Source organism: Vogesella indigofera (genome assembly GCF_028548395.1).
Lineage (GTDB): Bacteria > Pseudomonadota > Gammaproteobacteria > Burkholderiales > Chromobacteriaceae > Vogesella > Vogesella indigofera_A.
On sequence record NZ_JAQQLA010000004.1, the window covers coordinates 202,473 to 217,870 of the forward strand.

Annotated in this window: 16 protein-coding genes; 7 read left to right on the forward strand and 9 right to left on the reverse strand. The window is 68.1% G+C overall.

The genetic code is table 11. The annotated features are described in order from the left end of the window. Positions 1-2: 2 nt before the first annotated feature. From fliD to fliE, 7 genes are all read right to left on the reverse strand, one after another. A complete protein-coding gene (gene fliD / locus PQU89_RS06665) occupies positions 3-1,352 on the reverse strand; it encodes a flagellar filament capping protein FliD (protein WP_373322787.1) in 1,350 nt (449 codons plus the stop codon). 78 nt (positions 1,353-1,430) lie between these two features. After that, positions 1,431-1,877 carry a flagellar FliJ family protein gene (locus tag PQU89_RS06670; protein ID WP_272765157.1) on the reverse strand — a complete coding sequence of 149 codons (447 nt, stop codon included), beginning with the start codon at positions 1,875-1,877 and terminating at the stop codon, positions 1,431-1,433. Beyond that, positions 1,874-3,184 (reverse strand): flagellar protein export ATPase FliI, encoded by a 1,311-nt coding sequence (fliI, locus tag PQU89_RS06675; protein ID WP_272765158.1) that lies wholly within the window; start codon positions 3,182-3,184, stop codon positions 1,874-1,876. The genes PQU89_RS06670 and fliI overlap by 4 nt, the downstream gene beginning before the upstream one ends. Before the next feature lies 1 nt (position 3,185). Next, positions 3,186-3,878: a flagellar assembly protein FliH gene (gene fliH, locus PQU89_RS06680; protein ID WP_272765159.1), complete on the reverse strand. Its 693-nt coding sequence runs from the start codon at positions 3,876-3,878 to the stop codon at positions 3,186-3,188. Next, complete coding sequence (locus tag PQU89_RS06685; RefSeq protein WP_272765160.1) at positions 3,875-4,936, reverse strand: flagellar motor switch protein FliG; 1,062 nt, start codon at positions 4,934-4,936, stop codon at positions 3,875-3,877. The genes fliH and PQU89_RS06685 overlap by 4 nt, the downstream gene beginning before the upstream one ends. Beyond that, on the reverse strand, positions 4,920-6,614 hold the full coding sequence (gene fliF, locus PQU89_RS06690; protein WP_272765161.1) for a flagellar basal-body MS-ring/collar protein FliF: 1,695 nt from the start codon (positions 6,612-6,614) through the stop codon (positions 4,920-4,922). Before fliF ends, PQU89_RS06685 begins: the two co-directional genes overlap by 17 nt. A gap of 13 nt (positions 6,615-6,627) precedes the next feature. Continuing rightward, entirely contained in the window at positions 6,628-6,966 is a 339-nt protein-coding gene (gene fliE / locus PQU89_RS06695; RefSeq protein WP_047968386.1) for a flagellar hook-basal body complex protein FliE, read from the reverse strand. 262 nt (positions 6,967-7,228) lie between these two features. On the opposite strand from fliE, the gene PQU89_RS06700 reads away from it, so the two are divergent. From PQU89_RS06700 to PQU89_RS06730, 7 genes are read left to right on the forward strand one after another with little or no spacing between them, the layout of a single operon-like run. Further along, entirely contained in the window at positions 7,229-8,083 is an 855-nt protein-coding gene (locus PQU89_RS06700; protein ID WP_272765162.1) for a FliM/FliN family flagellar motor C-terminal domain-containing protein, read from the forward strand. 3 nt (positions 8,084-8,086) lie between these two features. Continuing rightward, a complete protein-coding gene (gene fliN, locus PQU89_RS06705) occupies positions 8,087-8,440 on the forward strand; it encodes a flagellar motor switch protein FliN (RefSeq protein ID WP_189372871.1) in 354 nt (117 codons plus the stop codon). After that, positions 8,437-9,195: a flagellar type III secretion system pore protein FliP gene (fliP, locus tag PQU89_RS06710; RefSeq protein WP_272765163.1), complete on the forward strand. Its 759-nt coding sequence runs from the start codon at positions 8,437-8,439 to the stop codon at positions 9,193-9,195. The genes fliN and fliP overlap by 4 nt, the downstream gene beginning before the upstream one ends. Continuing rightward, entirely contained in the window at positions 9,195-9,467 is a 273-nt protein-coding gene (gene fliQ, locus PQU89_RS06715; RefSeq protein ID WP_047968382.1) for a flagellar biosynthesis protein FliQ, read from the forward strand. Before fliP ends, fliQ begins: the two co-directional genes overlap by 1 nt. Before the next feature lie 5 nt (positions 9,468-9,472). Next, the gene (gene fliR, locus PQU89_RS06720) at positions 9,473-10,252 is read left to right on the forward strand and encodes a flagellar biosynthetic protein FliR (RefSeq protein WP_272765164.1); all 780 of its coding nucleotides are present in this window, start codon (positions 9,473-9,475) and stop codon (positions 10,250-10,252) included. After that, positions 10,245-11,387, forward strand: coding sequence for a flagellar type III secretion system protein FlhB (gene flhB / locus PQU89_RS06725; protein WP_272765165.1), 1,143 nt, complete (start codon positions 10,245-10,247; stop codon positions 11,385-11,387). Before fliR ends, flhB begins: the two co-directional genes overlap by 8 nt. Next, positions 11,384-13,474 carry a flagellar biosynthesis protein FlhA gene (locus PQU89_RS06730; RefSeq protein ID WP_272765166.1) on the forward strand — a complete coding sequence of 697 codons (2,091 nt, stop codon included), beginning with the start codon at positions 11,384-11,386 and terminating at the stop codon, positions 13,472-13,474. The genes flhB and PQU89_RS06730 overlap by 4 nt, the downstream gene beginning before the upstream one ends. Here the strand turns inward: PQU89_RS06730 and PQU89_RS06735 are convergent. Both PQU89_RS06735 and PQU89_RS06740 read right to left on the reverse strand, forming a co-directional pair. Next, positions 13,449-14,411: a hypothetical protein gene (locus PQU89_RS06735; protein ID WP_272765167.1), complete on the reverse strand. Its 963-nt coding sequence runs from the start codon at positions 14,409-14,411 to the stop codon at positions 13,449-13,451. The genes PQU89_RS06730 and PQU89_RS06735 overlap by 26 nt on opposite strands. Positions 14,412-14,486: 75 nt before the next feature. Then, a complete protein-coding gene (locus tag PQU89_RS06740) occupies positions 14,487-15,317 on the reverse strand; it encodes a flagellin N-terminal helical domain-containing protein (RefSeq protein ID WP_272765168.1) in 831 nt (276 codons plus the stop codon). Between the last annotated feature and the right edge of the window lie 81 nt (positions 15,318-15,398).

Here is a 15,398-nt window from a genome sequence, read left to right on the forward strand (position 1 = left end):
CCTTATTGGTTCTGGGCGAAGTAGTTGTTGAGGCTGTCCAGCGTGCTGCTCATCTGGCTCTGCATCGCCTGCAGGCGCGAGTACTGCCCCAGATAGCGCTGGTAGACCTGCTGGTATTCGGCTTCGAGGCGGATCTTGCGCTTGTCCAGATCGCCCTGCATGCGCTCGATGGAGTCGCGGCGCTGCGTGATCACGCCCTTGGTGGTGCTCAGCCACTGGTCGAGGTAGCCGCGTACCGACTTGATCAGACCGTCGCCGTTGCTGTCGCTGAAGAAGCCGTCCAGCGCCGCCGGCTTGTCCTGCAGCAGCTTGGTCAGCTTGCTGCGGTCCAGCGTCAGGCTGCCGTCGCGGCTGGCGCTGACACCCATCTCCGCCAGGCGCACGCCGCCAATGTTCTGCCGCACCATGTTGTTGAGCTGGTCGCGCAGGGTTCGCACCCCGGAATCGGAGGCGAAGATGCCGGCGGCGGTCTTGCCGTCGCCACTGCTGGTAAGCGTGCCCAGCGATTTCAGCAGCGTGTTGTAGCTGTCGACGAAGCTTTGCAGGTTGGCCGCGGTGTCGCCGTCGTTGCGCGCCACGGTCAGCTGCAGCAGCGCATCGCCGTCGCTCATCGCGCGGCTGAGCGTCAGCGTCACGCCCTGGATCGCGGTAAAGGTATTCGAGGCCTGCTTCACCAGCACCCCGGTGGTCTTGCCACCCAGCCACACTTCCGCGTCCTGCGCCGCACTCAGCTGCGTCGGCGCGTCCAGCGCCGCCTTCAGCGCGGCATTGCCGATACCGCCGGTATTCAGGCTGATCTGGCCGGCGGCGCCGGTGGCGGCGGACGACAGCACCAGCCTGCTCTGGCCGTCGGCGGTCAGCACCATGGCGTTGACCTTGCCCTGGTTGTCGGCAGCCTGGTTGATGGCGCGCGCGATCTCGCTGGCCGACAGACTGAGGTCGCCGTCGACGTCGGCGCTGGCGAGGTTGACATTGAAGGTGGCACCGCCCTGCAGCGTGACGCTGAAGCTGCCGCCCTCGGCCGCCGGCACGCCGCCGATATTGCCGAACGCCAGCTGGTGCGCGGAGGCGACCTTGTCCACGAACAGCGAGTAGCTGCCGGCCTGCGCGGTGGCTCCGGCGCTGGCGGTGGCGATACCGTCGCGGCTCAGGCTGGCGCTCATCGCCAGCATGCTTTTCTTGCCGGCCAGGGTGGAAAGGCTGCTGCGGAAGTCCTGCAGCGCCTTCTGCAGCTGGCTGAGGCCGTCGCTGCGCGCCTTGCTGGTCTTGTTCTGCGCCGCCAGCTGCTGCTCGGCGCTCTGCATGTAGATCGATGCCATCTGCGATGCCATCTGTGACGGATTAATGTCCACTTTCCTGTTCCTCCGAACGCGTAGCGAATACCTGACAAGGCGACGCGGCGCGCTGTTTGCTTGAAAAAGTGTGAATAATCACATCAGCCCCTGCTGTCGCAGCCACGCCAGGCTGGCCTGGTCGTCGCTGCGCTTCTGTTCCTGACGTTGCTGCTGTTGCGCCAGATCGGCGGCGGTGCGCTGCTGCAGGCTCGCCAGCACCTCGCGCCGCAGGCTTGCCGCCAGCAGCGCCTGCTGGCTGACCGCGGTATCGGCCTCGGCCAGCTGCAGATCCAGCTGCTGCGACTGTTTCAGCTGCAGCAGCGCGTCCTTGTAGCCGGCGCAATTGAGGGCAAGCGCCGGCAGCGTGCGGCTGCCGCTGGCCCCGCTGTGGCGGCACAGCTCGTCCATGCGCTGGATGTTGCGCTGGTAGCGTTCCTGCAGCTGCCGCTTGTCGGCGACTTCGCGCTGCAGGCGCGCCACGTCGGCGTCCTTCAGTGTCAGCAATTGCTGCAGGTTTTGCAGCGTGGTGCGGGCCTTGATCATGCGAGCAGCGCCTCCAGTTGTGCGATCACCTGCGGCAGCGTGGCGGCGTCGTCGGCACGCTGGCACAGCAGCTGTTCGATCTGCGGCATCAGCCGTACCGCGCGGTCGGCCTGGGCGTCGGCGCCCGGCACGTAGCCGCCGAGTGGGATCAGGCCGCGGATTTCCTGGTAGCGGCCCCACAGCGCCTTCAGCGTGCGCGCCGCGTCCAGGTGAGGCCGGCTGCCGATCTGGCTCATGCAGCGGCTGACCGAGGCACCGATGTCGATCGCCGGGTAGTGGCCCTGCTCCGCCAGCGCCCGCGACAGCACGATGTGGCCGTCGAGAATGGCGCGCGCGGTGTCGACCACCGGATCCTGCTGGTCGTCGCCTTCCGCCAGCACGGTGTAGATCGCGGTCATGCTGCCGCTCGTGCCCTCGCCGTTGCCGGCGCTCTCCGCCAGCGCCGGCAGCATGCCGAACACCGACGGCGGATAGCCGCGCGTCGCCGGCGGCTCGCCCAGCGCCAGCGCTACCTCGCGCTGCGCCATCGCGTAGCGGGTCAGCGAATCGACCAGCAGCAGCACGTTGCGGCCCTGATCGCGGAAATGGGCGGCGATGGTGTGGCACAGCTCGGTCGCCTTCAGCCGCATCAGCGGCGATTCGTCGGCCGGCGCCACCACCAGCACCGCCTTGGCGAGGCCGGCCGGTCCCAGCGCGTGCTCGACGAATTCGCGCACCTCGCGGCCGCGCTCGCCGATCAGGCCGACCACCACGACATCGGCCTCGGTGTGGCGGGTGATCATGCCCAGCAGCACGCTCTTGCCGACGCCGCTGCCGGCGAACAGGCCGACACGTTGGCCGCGGCCCAGCGTCAGCAGGCCGTTGATGGCGGCGACGCCGACATCCAGCGGCTGCGCCACCGGCTGCTTGCGCAGCGGGTTGATCTGCGGCGGATGCGCCGCCAGCGGCATGTCGCCGCCGAGGCGACCGCGCTCGTCCAGCGGCTCGCCCAGGCCGTTGACGATGCGCCCCAGCCAGCTGTTGCCGATCATCAGCCCGGCGCTGTCGGCGGCAGGAATCACCCGCGCGCCGGTGCTGAGCCCGACCGGCTTCTTGTACGGCATCAGGTAGGACACCTCGCGGCGGAAACCGACCACCTGCGCTTCCAGGTAGTGGCCGCTGGCGGTCTCGATCAGGCAGCGCTGCCCGGTTTCCAGCGGACAGCCGATGCTCTCCAGCAGCAGGCCGGAGGCGCCGACCAGCTTGCCGGTGACGGTGGCCAGCGGCACGTCGGACAGGTCCAGCCGCGCCAGCGCGTCGCGCAGCATCTCAGTCGTCTCCCGCCGGCAGCGGCAGCGCGCTGTCGGCACTCAATTGTTCGCGCAGGCGCTCGACGCAGGCGCCAAGGCGCTGCTCGCAGCCGGCATCGATGTCGCTGTCGGCACTGCGGATACGGCACTCGCCCTGCGCCAGCGTGCTGTCCGGGCGCAGCGCCCAGCGGCTGGCACGTTCCGGCGCCAGCTCGCGGATTCGCTGGTATTCCTCGCTGTTGAGCAGGATTTCCACCTCGCCGGCACGTGGCGGCAGTGCGGCCAACGTTTCCTCCACCAGATCGAGGATCTGCGCCGGTTTCAGCGTCAGCTCGCAGCGGATCACCTGCCGCGCTACCTTGGCCACCAGGTTGATCACGTCCTCGCGCAGCGCACTCTGGTAGTCGACGCGGCAGCGCTCCATGGCGGCGGTGGCGGCGTCCAGCGGTCGTGCCGCGCCGTCGAACTGCGCCAGCACCTGCTGCATCGCCTCGCGGCGGCCTTGTTCGCGCCCGGCGGCGAGGCCGGCGTCAAAGCCGGCCTGCTTGCCGGCGCTCTCGCCGCTGGCGTAGCCCTCGCCGTAGCCGAGGTCCATGCCCTGGCGAAAGCCGTCGGCGGCGGAAGCCTGCGCCGAGCCGGGCTCGGCGACCGCCAGTGCGCCGAGCTGTGCCGCCAAGAGCGGCGGAAAGCGGTAAGCACGCCACGGGTTCACTCGACGACTTCCTCGGCGAACAGCTGCAGGTCGATCTCGCCGGCCTCGGCCAGCGTCTTGACCTGCGCCATGATGTCGCGGCGCACTTCCTCGACGCGGCTGAGCGGCACCGGGCCGGAGCGGCGCATCATCGACTCGAACGCCTGCGCCTGGCGGCGCGGCATGGTCTGGGTGATGGCCTGGCTGACCGCCGGCTCGGCGCCCTTCAGCGCGATCGCCCACATCTCCAGCGGCACCTCCTCGGTCAGGCGCAGCAGCACGGTCTCGGTCTGCCGCGACAGGATGAAGAAGTCGTACATGCGCGCCTCGATCTCGTTGACGATCTCCGGATCATGGCCGCGCAGCAGCTCGATCATGCGCGCGCGGTCGCCCGGCAGGCGGTTGATGATGTCGGCGGTCTGCTGCATGCCTTCCACCAGCGTGCTTTGCGTGTGCAGGCTGTCCAGGCAGCTGTTGACCAGCTCTTCCAGCTCCTGCAGCAGTTCGCGGTCGATGTCCTTCAGCCGCGCGATGTTGACCAGCACCAGGTCGCGGCTGTCCTGCGGCAGCGCGTCGACCACCTGCCCGGCCAGCGCCGGCGGCAGGAAGGCGAGGAACACCGCCTGCATGCGCACGTGTTCGCCGGCGATGCGGTCGGCCAGCCACTTCGGCGACACCCACTGCAGGCGCGCCATTTTCGGGCGGATGGCGTCGCCGTAGATATTGTTGAGCACGCTGTTGGCGATGTCGCTGCCCAGCGCCAGGTCCAGCGAGCGCTTGAGGAAGGCGCGGCTGGCGCCGTGCACCCCGCTCTGCTCGCGGTATTCGTCGAAGAACTTCTGGATGCTGGTCTTCACCGCGTCGACCTTGATGCCACTCAGCGACGACATCTCCTGCGTCACCGCCAGCAGCTCCTCGCGCGACAGGCAGCGCAGCACCGCCGACGCCGGCTCCTCGCCCATGCACAGCAGCAGGATGGCGGCCTGTTCCAGTGGCGTCATGCCTTCCGCGTTGCCCAGCGCGACGCCGGCACTGGCCGCCGCGTTGTGCAGCAGGTCGGACTTATTGAGTTCGTCCATTTTTCTGTACCCATTGTTTGACGACTTCGGCGACGCGCTCCGGCTCTTTCGCCGCCAGATGCTTCAGGTGATCGACCAGCACGTCGACGCTGGAACCGGCCGGCGGCAGATCGTAGTTCTCCAGCAGCGGCACCACGGTGCTGCCGCTGCGTGCCGCCGTCGGGTCGGGCAGCGCCGCCACGGCGGGGCGCTCGTCGGCCGGGGCCGGCTGCGGCGTGTCGTCCGGGGTCAGCAACAGCGGCTCGGGGCTGGCAAACGCCACCGGCAGTGCCGCCGGCAACGGTGCGGCCAACCTTTGCCGCAGCAGCTTCAACAGTGGCCGCGCCAGCAGCAGGTAGAGCAGCAGGCCGCTGATCGCGTAACCGGCCCACGACAGCGCGCTCGGCAGCCACACGCCGCCCTCTTCCCACCACGGCAGCGGCGCCGCCTGTGCCGGGAAGGCCAGCGCCGACAACACAAGCGCGTCGCCGCGCTCGGCCTTGATACCGAGGCCGCCGCGCAGCAGCTTGTCGATGCCGGCCAGCTGCGCCGACGTCCACGCCCTGCCGTTCGGCGCCGCGCCCTCGTTCAGCACCACCGCCACGCTGAGACGGGACAGTTCGCCGCGCGCATGCTGGATCTGCATGATGCTGCGGTCGTAGGCGTACTGGCGGGTGACCGCGTTCTTGCTGATCGCGGAGCCATCGGCCGCCGGCATCGAGGCGTCGGTGTCGATCGGCAGGTTGGACAGCGAGCCGGGAATGCCCAGCGCCGCCTTTTCGTTGCTCTTTTCCTCGCGCGAGGCCTCGTTGGTCACCTTCGGCGCCTCGCCGTACTTCTCGCGTGTTTCGTTGATACGGTCGTTGTCGACTTCGGCGGCGATGCTGACGCGGAAGTTGTCGGCACCGACCACCGGCGCCAGCAGCGCGCGCACGTTTTCCAGCGCCTGCTCGCGGTGGCGGCGCTCGTTGTCGCTCTCGTTCAGCGCGATGCCGCCCTCGGCCAGCGTCAGCCGTGCCGACAGCAGGTTGCCGGCCTGGTCGACCAGCGTCACCCGTGCCGGGTCCAGCGTGGACACGCTGCCGGACACCAGCTTGACGATGGCGGACACCTGTTCGTTGCTCAGGCTCTGCCCCGCCTTCAGCGTCACCACCACCGAGGCCGAGCCCTTGTCCTCGTTGGCGCCGACGAAGGCGCTGCTCTTGGGCAGCGACAGGTGCACGCGCGCGGCGCGCACCGGCTCCAGCGCCAGGATGCTCTGTACCAGCTCGCCCTCCAGGCCGCGGCGGAAGCGCACGTCCTGCACGAACTGGCTGACGCCCAGCGGATCGTTGTTGTCGAGCAGCTCCAGCCCGGCCGGCAGCTGCGCTACCACGCCCTTGGCGGCCAGCTGCATCCGTACGCGGCCCAACTGCGCCTCCGGCACCAGCACCTGGCCGCTCTGCGGATGCAGGCGATAGGGGATCTTCTCGGCGTCGAGCACCGCCATCATGTCGGCGGCGGACACCTTTTCCTGCTCGCCGAACACCGGCTTGTAGCTGGCGTCGTCGTGCCACAGGTAGACCACCACCAGCACGGTCAAGGCCAGCGCCAGCATCAGCAGCGGCAACAGGTAACGCCAGGTGGCGGCGGGCAGCGCCGCCGGGGGCAGGCCTTTGGCCCGCAGGCCGGAAAAGCCGTTTTTGAGTTGAGTCAGCACGGGGAACCGCCAGTCAGATTGGCATCTTGATCAGGTCGTCAACGGCGGCGACGACCTTGTTACGGACCTGCATCAGCATGGAGAAGGACAGGCTGGCTTCCTGGCTCAGCATCATGGCGCCGACCAGATCGTCGCTGCGGCCGCTGTCGACATCGGCCATCTTGTCGCTGGCGACGCGGTTCTGGGTATCGACCTCGCTGACCGCGTTCATCATCGCGCCGGAGAAACTGACCGCCGTATCGGCGCTGCCCGTCTCCAGCGGCGAGGCGGCCGCGATGTGCGACAGCGCGCCCATGTCTTTGGCGATCTGCTGCTGATCGGCAGCGATCAGCAGATCAAGGTTAATTGCCATGCTCTCTCTCACGAAAAGCGTTTGCCTGCGTCGTGGCGGCAGCGGGCGGAAAGCCCTGTCCGGGCCGGCAGCAGGAAGGATTGGAACGTGGCGCAGTTTAAACGTGCACTTACCAATGAACCGTGTAAATTTTCACAGATCGTTATGTGAATTTTCACCCTTCCGCCAAGAGGGCATTCAGTAAGATGCGGCTTCCATCAGTGCGTCGCGGCGACAACTGCCCGCCGGCCAGCCCGATACCGCCACCTGAAACCGACCCGCCATGCCCAAGTCCAGAATTCTTGCTCCAGCCGACGGCGCGCGACTGCCCCCCGTTGCCACCGCAACCCTGGGCCGCCCGTTCCACCTGCTGCCCGTGTACTTGCGCACCCTGCAGCAGGCGCTGGCCGATTTCGTGCAGCGCGAACTGAACGCGCGCTACCACGCCCGCTTCGTGCTCAGCGAGCTCGTTGCCGGCGACGCGCCGCAGGAGGCGCCACGCCGCACCTGGCACCGCTGGGGCGGCGGCGCCTTTGCCGTGCACATCGAACGCCAGCTGCTGCTGCAGATCCTCGACTACCGCTACGGTGGCAACGGCAGCGGTGCCGGCGCGGCCGACAGCAGCCGGGAAACCGAAACCGAACACCGCCTGGCGCGCCTGCTCGGCAACCGTCTGTCGCAGCTGCTGCTGGCCAGCATGCAGCGCGGCGGCCATGCGCTCGCCGCCGGCGACGGCATCGACAACCTGCCGTTCGCACTGCGCGACAAGCCGAGCTGGGAGGCGGTGCTGACGCTGGCCGACTCCAGCGGCGCACCGCAGGGCCGCATCGCGCTGGGGCTGGACGACGACAGCGTCGGCTACCTGCTGCAACAGCTGGCCGGCGACCGGCTGCCGGAAGCGGTGGCCAGCAGCGAGCCGCTGCCGTTCACCGAGCAGCTGCGCCTGCGCCTGCGCGCGCAACTGCTGGAAAAACGGCTGCCGCTGGGCGAGGTGCTCGACCTGCAGGTCGGCAGCGTGCTGCCGATCCGGCTGCCGCCGCAGACCGATGTCTACGTTGGCCGCAAGCGCCTGTTCGCCGCCAGCGTGGTCGACCGCGGCGGCAAGCTGTGCCTTACCTCATTTCAGGATGTGGAGTAAACGATGCAATCACCCGACGATTTCGACCTCGACGGCATGCTGGACGGCATGCCCGCCGCCGACGCCAGCCCCGAGCCGCTAGCCGCGGCACGCCCGGCGCGCGACATGCAGGGCTTCCTGCGCAAGATCCCGGTGTCGCTGACGCTGGAAGTCGGCACCGCCGAGATCTCGCTTGCCGACCTCGCCAGCATCGACCCCGGCTCGGTGATCGAGCTGGACAAGCTGGCCGGCGCGCCGCTGGACATCAAGATCAACGGCACCGCCATCGGCAAGGCCGAAGTGGTGGTCGCCGGCGAGAACTACGGCCTGCGCGTGATCGCGCTGGACAATCTCGACCTCGACGCGCTGACCTCATGATGGCATCGCTGTGGCGCCGCCTGCGGCCGCTGCTGCCGGCGCTGTTGCTGCTGGCCGCGCCGCTGGCGCAGGCCGACGACACGCTGAAGCTGCTGTCCGCCAGCGGTCAGGGCGGCGCGGTGGACTTCACCGTCAAGACCCAGATCCTGGTGCTGATGACCCTGCTCGGTCTGCTGCCGGTGCTGGTGCTGATGATGACCAGCTTCACCCGCTTCGTGATCGTGCTGTCGCTGCTGCGCCAGGCGCTGGGCCTGCAACAGGGCCTGCCCAACCGCATCGTCACCGGCGTGGCGCTGATCCTGACGATGCTGGTGATGCGCCCGGTCGGCGTCGAGGTGTGGAACAAGGCGATGCTGCCCTACGATCAGGACCAGATCAGCATGCCGGAGGCGCTGCTGCGCGCCGAGGCGCCGCTGTCGCGCTTCATGCTGGCGCAGACCGGCAAGAGCGCGCTGGCGCAGATCGCCAAGCTGTCCGGCGAGAGCCACATCCGCGACCCGCGCCAGCACGCCTTTGCGGTGAAGCTGGCCGCCTTCGTGCTGTCCGAGCTGAAAACCGCGTTCCAGATCGGCTGCATGCTGTTCATCCCCTTCCTGGTGATTGATCTGGTGGTGTCCAGCGTGCTGATGGCGATGGGTATGATGATGCTCTCACCCTTGGTGATCTCGCTGCCGCTGAAGCTACTGCTGTTCGTGCTGGTGGACGGCTGGTCGCTGACCGTCAACACCCTGGTTACCTCGATACAGGCCTACTGATGCTGACTCCCGATATTGCCGTCGACCTCGTCAACGACAGCCTGCACGTGGTGATCGTGCTGGTGGTGCTGCTGGTGCTGCCCAGCCTGATCGTCGGCGTCATCGTCAGCCTGGTGCAGGCGGCGACGCAGATCAACGAACAGACGTTGTCCTTTTTGCCGCGCCTGCTGGTGACGCTGGCCACCATCGCGCTGGCCGGGCACTGGATCACCGGCATGCTGATGGATTTCTGCATCGACATCTTCCAGCGCGCCGCCACGCTGGTCGGCTGAGCGACATGAACGCCGTACTCGCCGAACTGCTGGTGCTGCTGCCGGCGCTGTGGTGGCCGTTCTGCCGCTACGCCGCGGCGATCAGCATCGCGCCCTTCCTCGGCGAAAGCGTGGTGCCGGTGCGCGCCCGCCTCGGTCTCGCGCTGGCGCTGGCGGTGGCGACGCTGCCGGCGATGCGTGGCCTGCCGCCCATCGACCCGTTTTCATTACACGGCGTGGTCACCGCCATCGAGCAGGCCGTCATCGGCCTGCTGTTCGGCCTCGCCTTCCAGCTGGTGATGACCATCCTGTCACTCTTGGGCTTCCTGGTGTCGTCGCAGATGGGGCTGTCGATGGCGGTGATGAACGACCCCGGCAACGGCAGCTCTTCCGACGTGATCTCCAACCTGTTGTACCTGCTGGCGGCGCTGCTGTTCTTCGCCATGGACGGCCACCTGGTGCTGACCCAGGTGGTGTTCGACAGCTTCAAGGTGTGGCCGGTCGGTAGCGGCCTGCTGCCGCAGTCGCTGGCAAGGTTGGCCGCAAGCCTGGGCTGGGTGTTTTCCGCCGCCATCCTGCTGGCGCTGCCGGCGGTGTTCGCCACCTTCGTGGTGCAGGTCGGCTTCGGCCTGATCAACCGCGTGGCGCCGGCGCTGAACCTGTTCTCGCTCGGCTTTCCGGTGGTGACGCTGTTCGGGCTGCTGACGCTGGGGCTGGTGCTGCACTACCTGCCGCAGCACTACCTGCGCCTCAGCGGCCAGATGCTCAAGCTGCTGCAGGGCATGCTGGGAGCGCGCGGTGGCTGAGGCGCACAACGGCGACAAGACGGAAAAGGCCTCGCCGCACAAGCTGCGCGAGGCACGCAAGCAGGGCCAGGTGCCGCGCTCCAAGGATGTCGCCACCGCGGTCGGCATCGTGGTGGCGGTGTGGCTCAGCTTCTGGCAGATGCCGGACTGGCTGGCCGATTTCCGCCGCCTGTTCGCGCTGGCCTTCGCCTCGCTCGGCGGCCGCGGCACGCTGGAGAACGTGTGGTCGATGCTATTCGCCGGCAGCCTGACCCTGCTGGTGAAGATGCTGCTGCCGCTCTTGGTGATCCCGCTGCTGGTGGTGCTGTTCTCGCTGCTGCCCGGTGGCTGGATCTTCGTCGGCCAGCACTTCTTCCCGCAGCTGAAGCGACTCAACCCGCTCAGCCATCTGGGGCGGGTGGTGTCGGCCAAGCACGCCAGCGAGGTCGGCAAGTCCATCCTCAAGGCGCTGCTGCTCGGCGGCGTGCTGTACAGCGTGGCGCTCTCCGCGATGCAGGACTTCTTCGCGCTGCAGGACCTGCCGCTGGACGAGGCGCTGGCCGCCGCCGGCGCGCGGCTGCTACAGGCGCTGCTGGCGCTGGCGGCGGTGTTCGTGCTGTTCGCGGTGATCGACCTGCCGCTGCAGTGGCTGCTGTTCCAGCGCGAGCAGCGCATGAGCAAGCAGGACCTGAAGGACGAGTACAAGAAGACCGAGGGCAGCCCGCAGATCAAGCAGCGCATCCGCCAGGTGCAGCAGCAGCTGGCGCAGCGCGGGCTGCGCAAGTCGGTGCCCGGCGCCGACGTGATCATCGTCAACCCGACCCACTACGCGGTGGCGCTGAAATACGACGAGGACCGCGCCGAGGCGCCGTTCATCATCGCCAAGGGCGTCGACGAGATGGCGCTGTGCATCAGCCGCATCGCCGCCGAACACGATATTGCCGTGCTCACCATCCCGCCCTTGGCGCGGGCGGTGTACCACACTACCCAGGTCAACCAGCAGATCCCGGCGCCGCTGTACCGCGCCGTGGCGCAGGTGCTGACCTATGTCTTGCAGCTGAAAGCCTTCCGCAGCGGCAAACGCCGCCTGCGGCCAACCTTGCCGGATGATTTGCCGGTGCCAGCCCATCTCGCCAATCCGAAAACGACAACATGACCGCCCTCAACCGTCTGCTTGCCCTCCTGGCGCGCCACAAGGTCGCCACCCCGCTGTACCTGCTCGCCATCCTGGCGATGGTGATCCTGCCGCTGCCACCGCTGGTGCTGGACCTGCTGTTCACCTTCAACATCGTGCTGGCGATCATCATCATCCTGGTCAGCGTGTCGGCGCGGCGGCCGCTGGACTTCTCCATCTTCCCCACCATCATCCTCGGCGCCACGCTGTTGCGGCTGACGCTGAACGTGGCCTCGACGCGGGTGGTGCTGCTCGACGGCCACCAGGGCACCGACGCCGCCGGCCGCGTGATCGAGGCCTTCGGCCACGTGGTGATCGGCGGCAACTTCGTGGTCGGCCTGGTGGTGTTCGTGATCCTGATGATCATCAACTTCATGGTGGTGACCAAGGGCGCCGAGCGCATCTCCGAGGTGTCGGCGCGCTTTACGCTGGACGCGCTGCCGGGCAAGCAGATGGCGATCGACGCCGACCTCAACGCCGGGGTGATCACCCAGGAGGCGGCACAGCAGCGCCGGCGCGACATCAGCACCGAGGCCGACTTCTACGGCGCGATGGACGGCGCCTCCAAGTTCGTGCGCGGCGACGCCATCGCCGGCATCCTGATCCTGCTGATCAACCTGATCGGCGGTGTCGCCATCGGCACGCTGATGCACGACATGGCGCTGGGCGACGCCTTCCGCCAGTACGCGCTGATGACCATCGGCGACGGCCTGGTGGCGCAGATCCCGGCGCTGCTGCTGTCCTCCGCCGCCGCCATCATCGTCACCCGCGTCAGCGACTCCGGCGACATGCAGGAGCAGGTCAGCAGCCAGATGCTGGCCTCGCCGGTGGTGCTGTACTCCGCCGCCGGCATGATGTTCATGCTCGCCATCATCCCCGGCATGCCGTGGCCGACCTTCATCGGTTTTGCCGCGTTGCTGGCCTTTGTCGGCTGGCGGCTGCAGCAGGCACCGGCCAAAAGCAGCACGCCGCTGGACCACGGCGCGCTGCAGCAGGTGCTGCAGGGCGACGGCGAACCGGAGCTGGACTGGCACAGCCTGCCGTACAGCGAGACGCTGACGCTGTCGCTGGGCTACAAGCTGGTGACGTTGATCGACAAGGCGCAGGGCGCGCCGCTGAGCAAGCGCCTGAAAGGCGTGCGCCAGACGCTGAGCGAAAGCATGGGCCTGCTGCTGCCGGCGGTGGCGGTGCGCGACGACCTGAAGCTGAAGCCGGCGCAGTACGCGATCCTGCTCGCCGGCAGCACCATCGCCGAGGCCGAGGTGCACGCCGACCGGCTGATGGCGATCCCGTCACCGCAGGTGTACGGCACGCTGGACGGCATACCCGGCGTCGACCCGGCGTTCGCGATGCCGGTGACCTGGATCGAGATGCAGGACAAGGCGCGCGCGCTGGGGCTGGGCTACCAGGTGGTCGATTGCGCCAGCGTGATCGCCACCCACCTCAACAAGGTGATGCGCGACCACCTGGCCGAGCTGTTCCGCCACGACGACGTCGCCGCGCTGGGCGAAAGGTTGGCCGCACAGGCGCCCAAGCTGGCGCAGGCGCTGTCGCAGGCGCTCACCGCCAACCAGCAGCTGAAGGTGTACCGTGCGCTGCTGGCCGACGGCGTGTCGCTGAAGCCGGTGGAGGCGATCGCCACCACGCTGGTGGAAGCCGCCGACAACAGCAAGGAGCCGATCATGCTGGCGGCGGAGGTACGCTCCGCGCTGAAGCGGCAGATCGTGCAGGCCATCCTCGGCCCACGCGGCGAGATGAAGGCGTTCAACCTCGGCGCCGATCTGGAAAACCTGCTGCTCGGCGCGCTGGGCCAGGCGCAGCAGAGCGGCAAGGCGGCGCTGGACAGCTTCCCGATCGACCCCAACGTGCTGCAGCAGCTGCAGCAGAACATGCCCATCATCCGCGACCAGATGAAGCAGATGGCGACGCCGCCGCTGCTGCTGGTGATGCCGCAGCTACGCCCGCTGCTGGCGCGCTACGGACGTCTGTTCGCGCCCGGCCTGCACATCCTGTCCTACAACGAGGTGCCGGAAAACCGCGAGGTCAGCCTGGTGGGGACGCTGGGCTAGCCGGCAGCAGGACTTCCAGAATCAGCACCGCGGCGGCAAACAGCGACGCCGGCAGCCGCGATGCCTCGAACAGGCTGACGCCGTGCCTCCCCAGCGCCAGGCCGGACAGCGCCGGCCGGGTGGCGATGTGGCAGGCATTGATCTCGAAACCGGCGCCGTGCAGCGCCGCCAGCAGGCTGCCGCGCTGCGTCCGCAGCCAGTCGCACAGCGCGTCCTCGCCGTGAAAGCACAGCAGTAGCCCCGCGCCATCCAGCCGCAGCCGTAGCCGTAGCCGCCCCTGCGGCAGTTCGCACTCCAGCAGCAGGTCCAGCGCCGCCGGTGGCGCGGCGGCGTCCTCCGCCTCCGGCTGGTCTTCCACCTGCCAGCCCAGCAGCGGCCCGCCCCACAACCACATCGGCAACCACAAGGGCAGCGGCAACGCGGCCTGGCCGCGCAGCGACGCCAGCGCGAGATCGGGCAATGCGCCGAGCAGCACGCCGGGCAGATGGCTGCCGGCCTCGCGGTGAAACTGCGCCGCCGCCGCGGCCAAGGTGCCCACCAGCGCCTCGCGCCAGGCGCTGGCCAGCTGCGCCGGCGGCAACACCGCCTGGCGAAACGCCGGCGCCGGCAGCGTCGCCGCCAGCGGCGGGCCGTCGTCCGCCGAAGGTGCCTGCGGCGGTGCGGCGGACGGCAGCAGCGGTGTCAGTTGCGGCGGCGGCCCGGCGGCCAGCACCCGGAACGGCAGCACGCTGCCCGGCACCGGTGGCGGCAGGCTCGCCGGCCATTGCCGCAGCAGCCATGACAGCGCGTCGCCTTCCAGCTGCACGCTGCCGTCGGCCATGAGCGCCGCCACGCGCAGATTGAGGATGTCGCCCGGCTGCAGCCGCTGCTGCGACGTCGCCGTTGCCGCCGGCTGCACCGCACTGACTGTACCGACCGGCCGTATCGCTTCCGCCATCCTGCCCTCCGCCAATATGACAACAGCCGCCTCGCGGCGGCTGCAGACTGATTAAAGGTACAACGGGTACTGCGTTTACTGCATCAGCGACATGGCCAGCTGACCGATGGAACCGGACTGCTTCAGCATCGAGGTGCCGGCCTGCATCAGCATCTGACGCGAAGTCATGTTGGCGGTTTCGTTGGCGTAGTCGGTGTCCATGATGCGCGACTTGGCGATCTGGGTGTTGTTGTTGACGTTGGCCAGGTTGTTGCTGATGTGGTTCAGGCGGTTGGCGCCGGCACCGATGGAAGAACGCAGGGTGCCAACGGCGGCAACAGCGGTGTCAGCCAGTGCGATCACGGCGCTTGGATCGGCAATCGACAGGTCACCGGCGATCAGCGCGGTGTTGGCGGTACCGATGGCGGTCAGATCGGCGGAGGCGTTGAAGGTGTAGGCTTCGGCCGCAGTGGCACCCACCTGGAACTTCATCGCTGCGGCCAGCTTGCCGCCGGTCAGCAGCGCTTCGCCACCGAACTTGGTGTTGGTCATGATGTTGGTGATTTCGGCGCCCAGCGCATCGAATTCAGCCTTCATTGCGGTCTTGTCGGCAGCGGTGGCGGTAGCGGTAGACGCTTCGGTGGCCAGGTCTTTCATACGCAGCATGATGTTGGACACTTCGGACAGCGCGCCGTCGGCAGTCTGCAACAGGCTGATACCGTTCTGCGCGTTCTTCATCGCCACGGTCATGCCACGGCTTTGTGCTTCCAGACGGGTCGCGATCTGCAGGCCGGCGGCATCGTCCTGCGACGAGTTGATGCGATAACCGGTACCCAGACGGGTCATCGAGGTCGTCAGCGAGTTCTGGCTGGTATTCAGGTTGCTTTTGGTGAACAGGGCTGCGGCGTTGGTGTGAAGGCTCAGCATGATCTATCGCTCCGTATTGAGGAAGTTTGGAACAGCGCTTGTTGCGCCATCACCAGTACAAGACGGCAGCACGGCACTGCG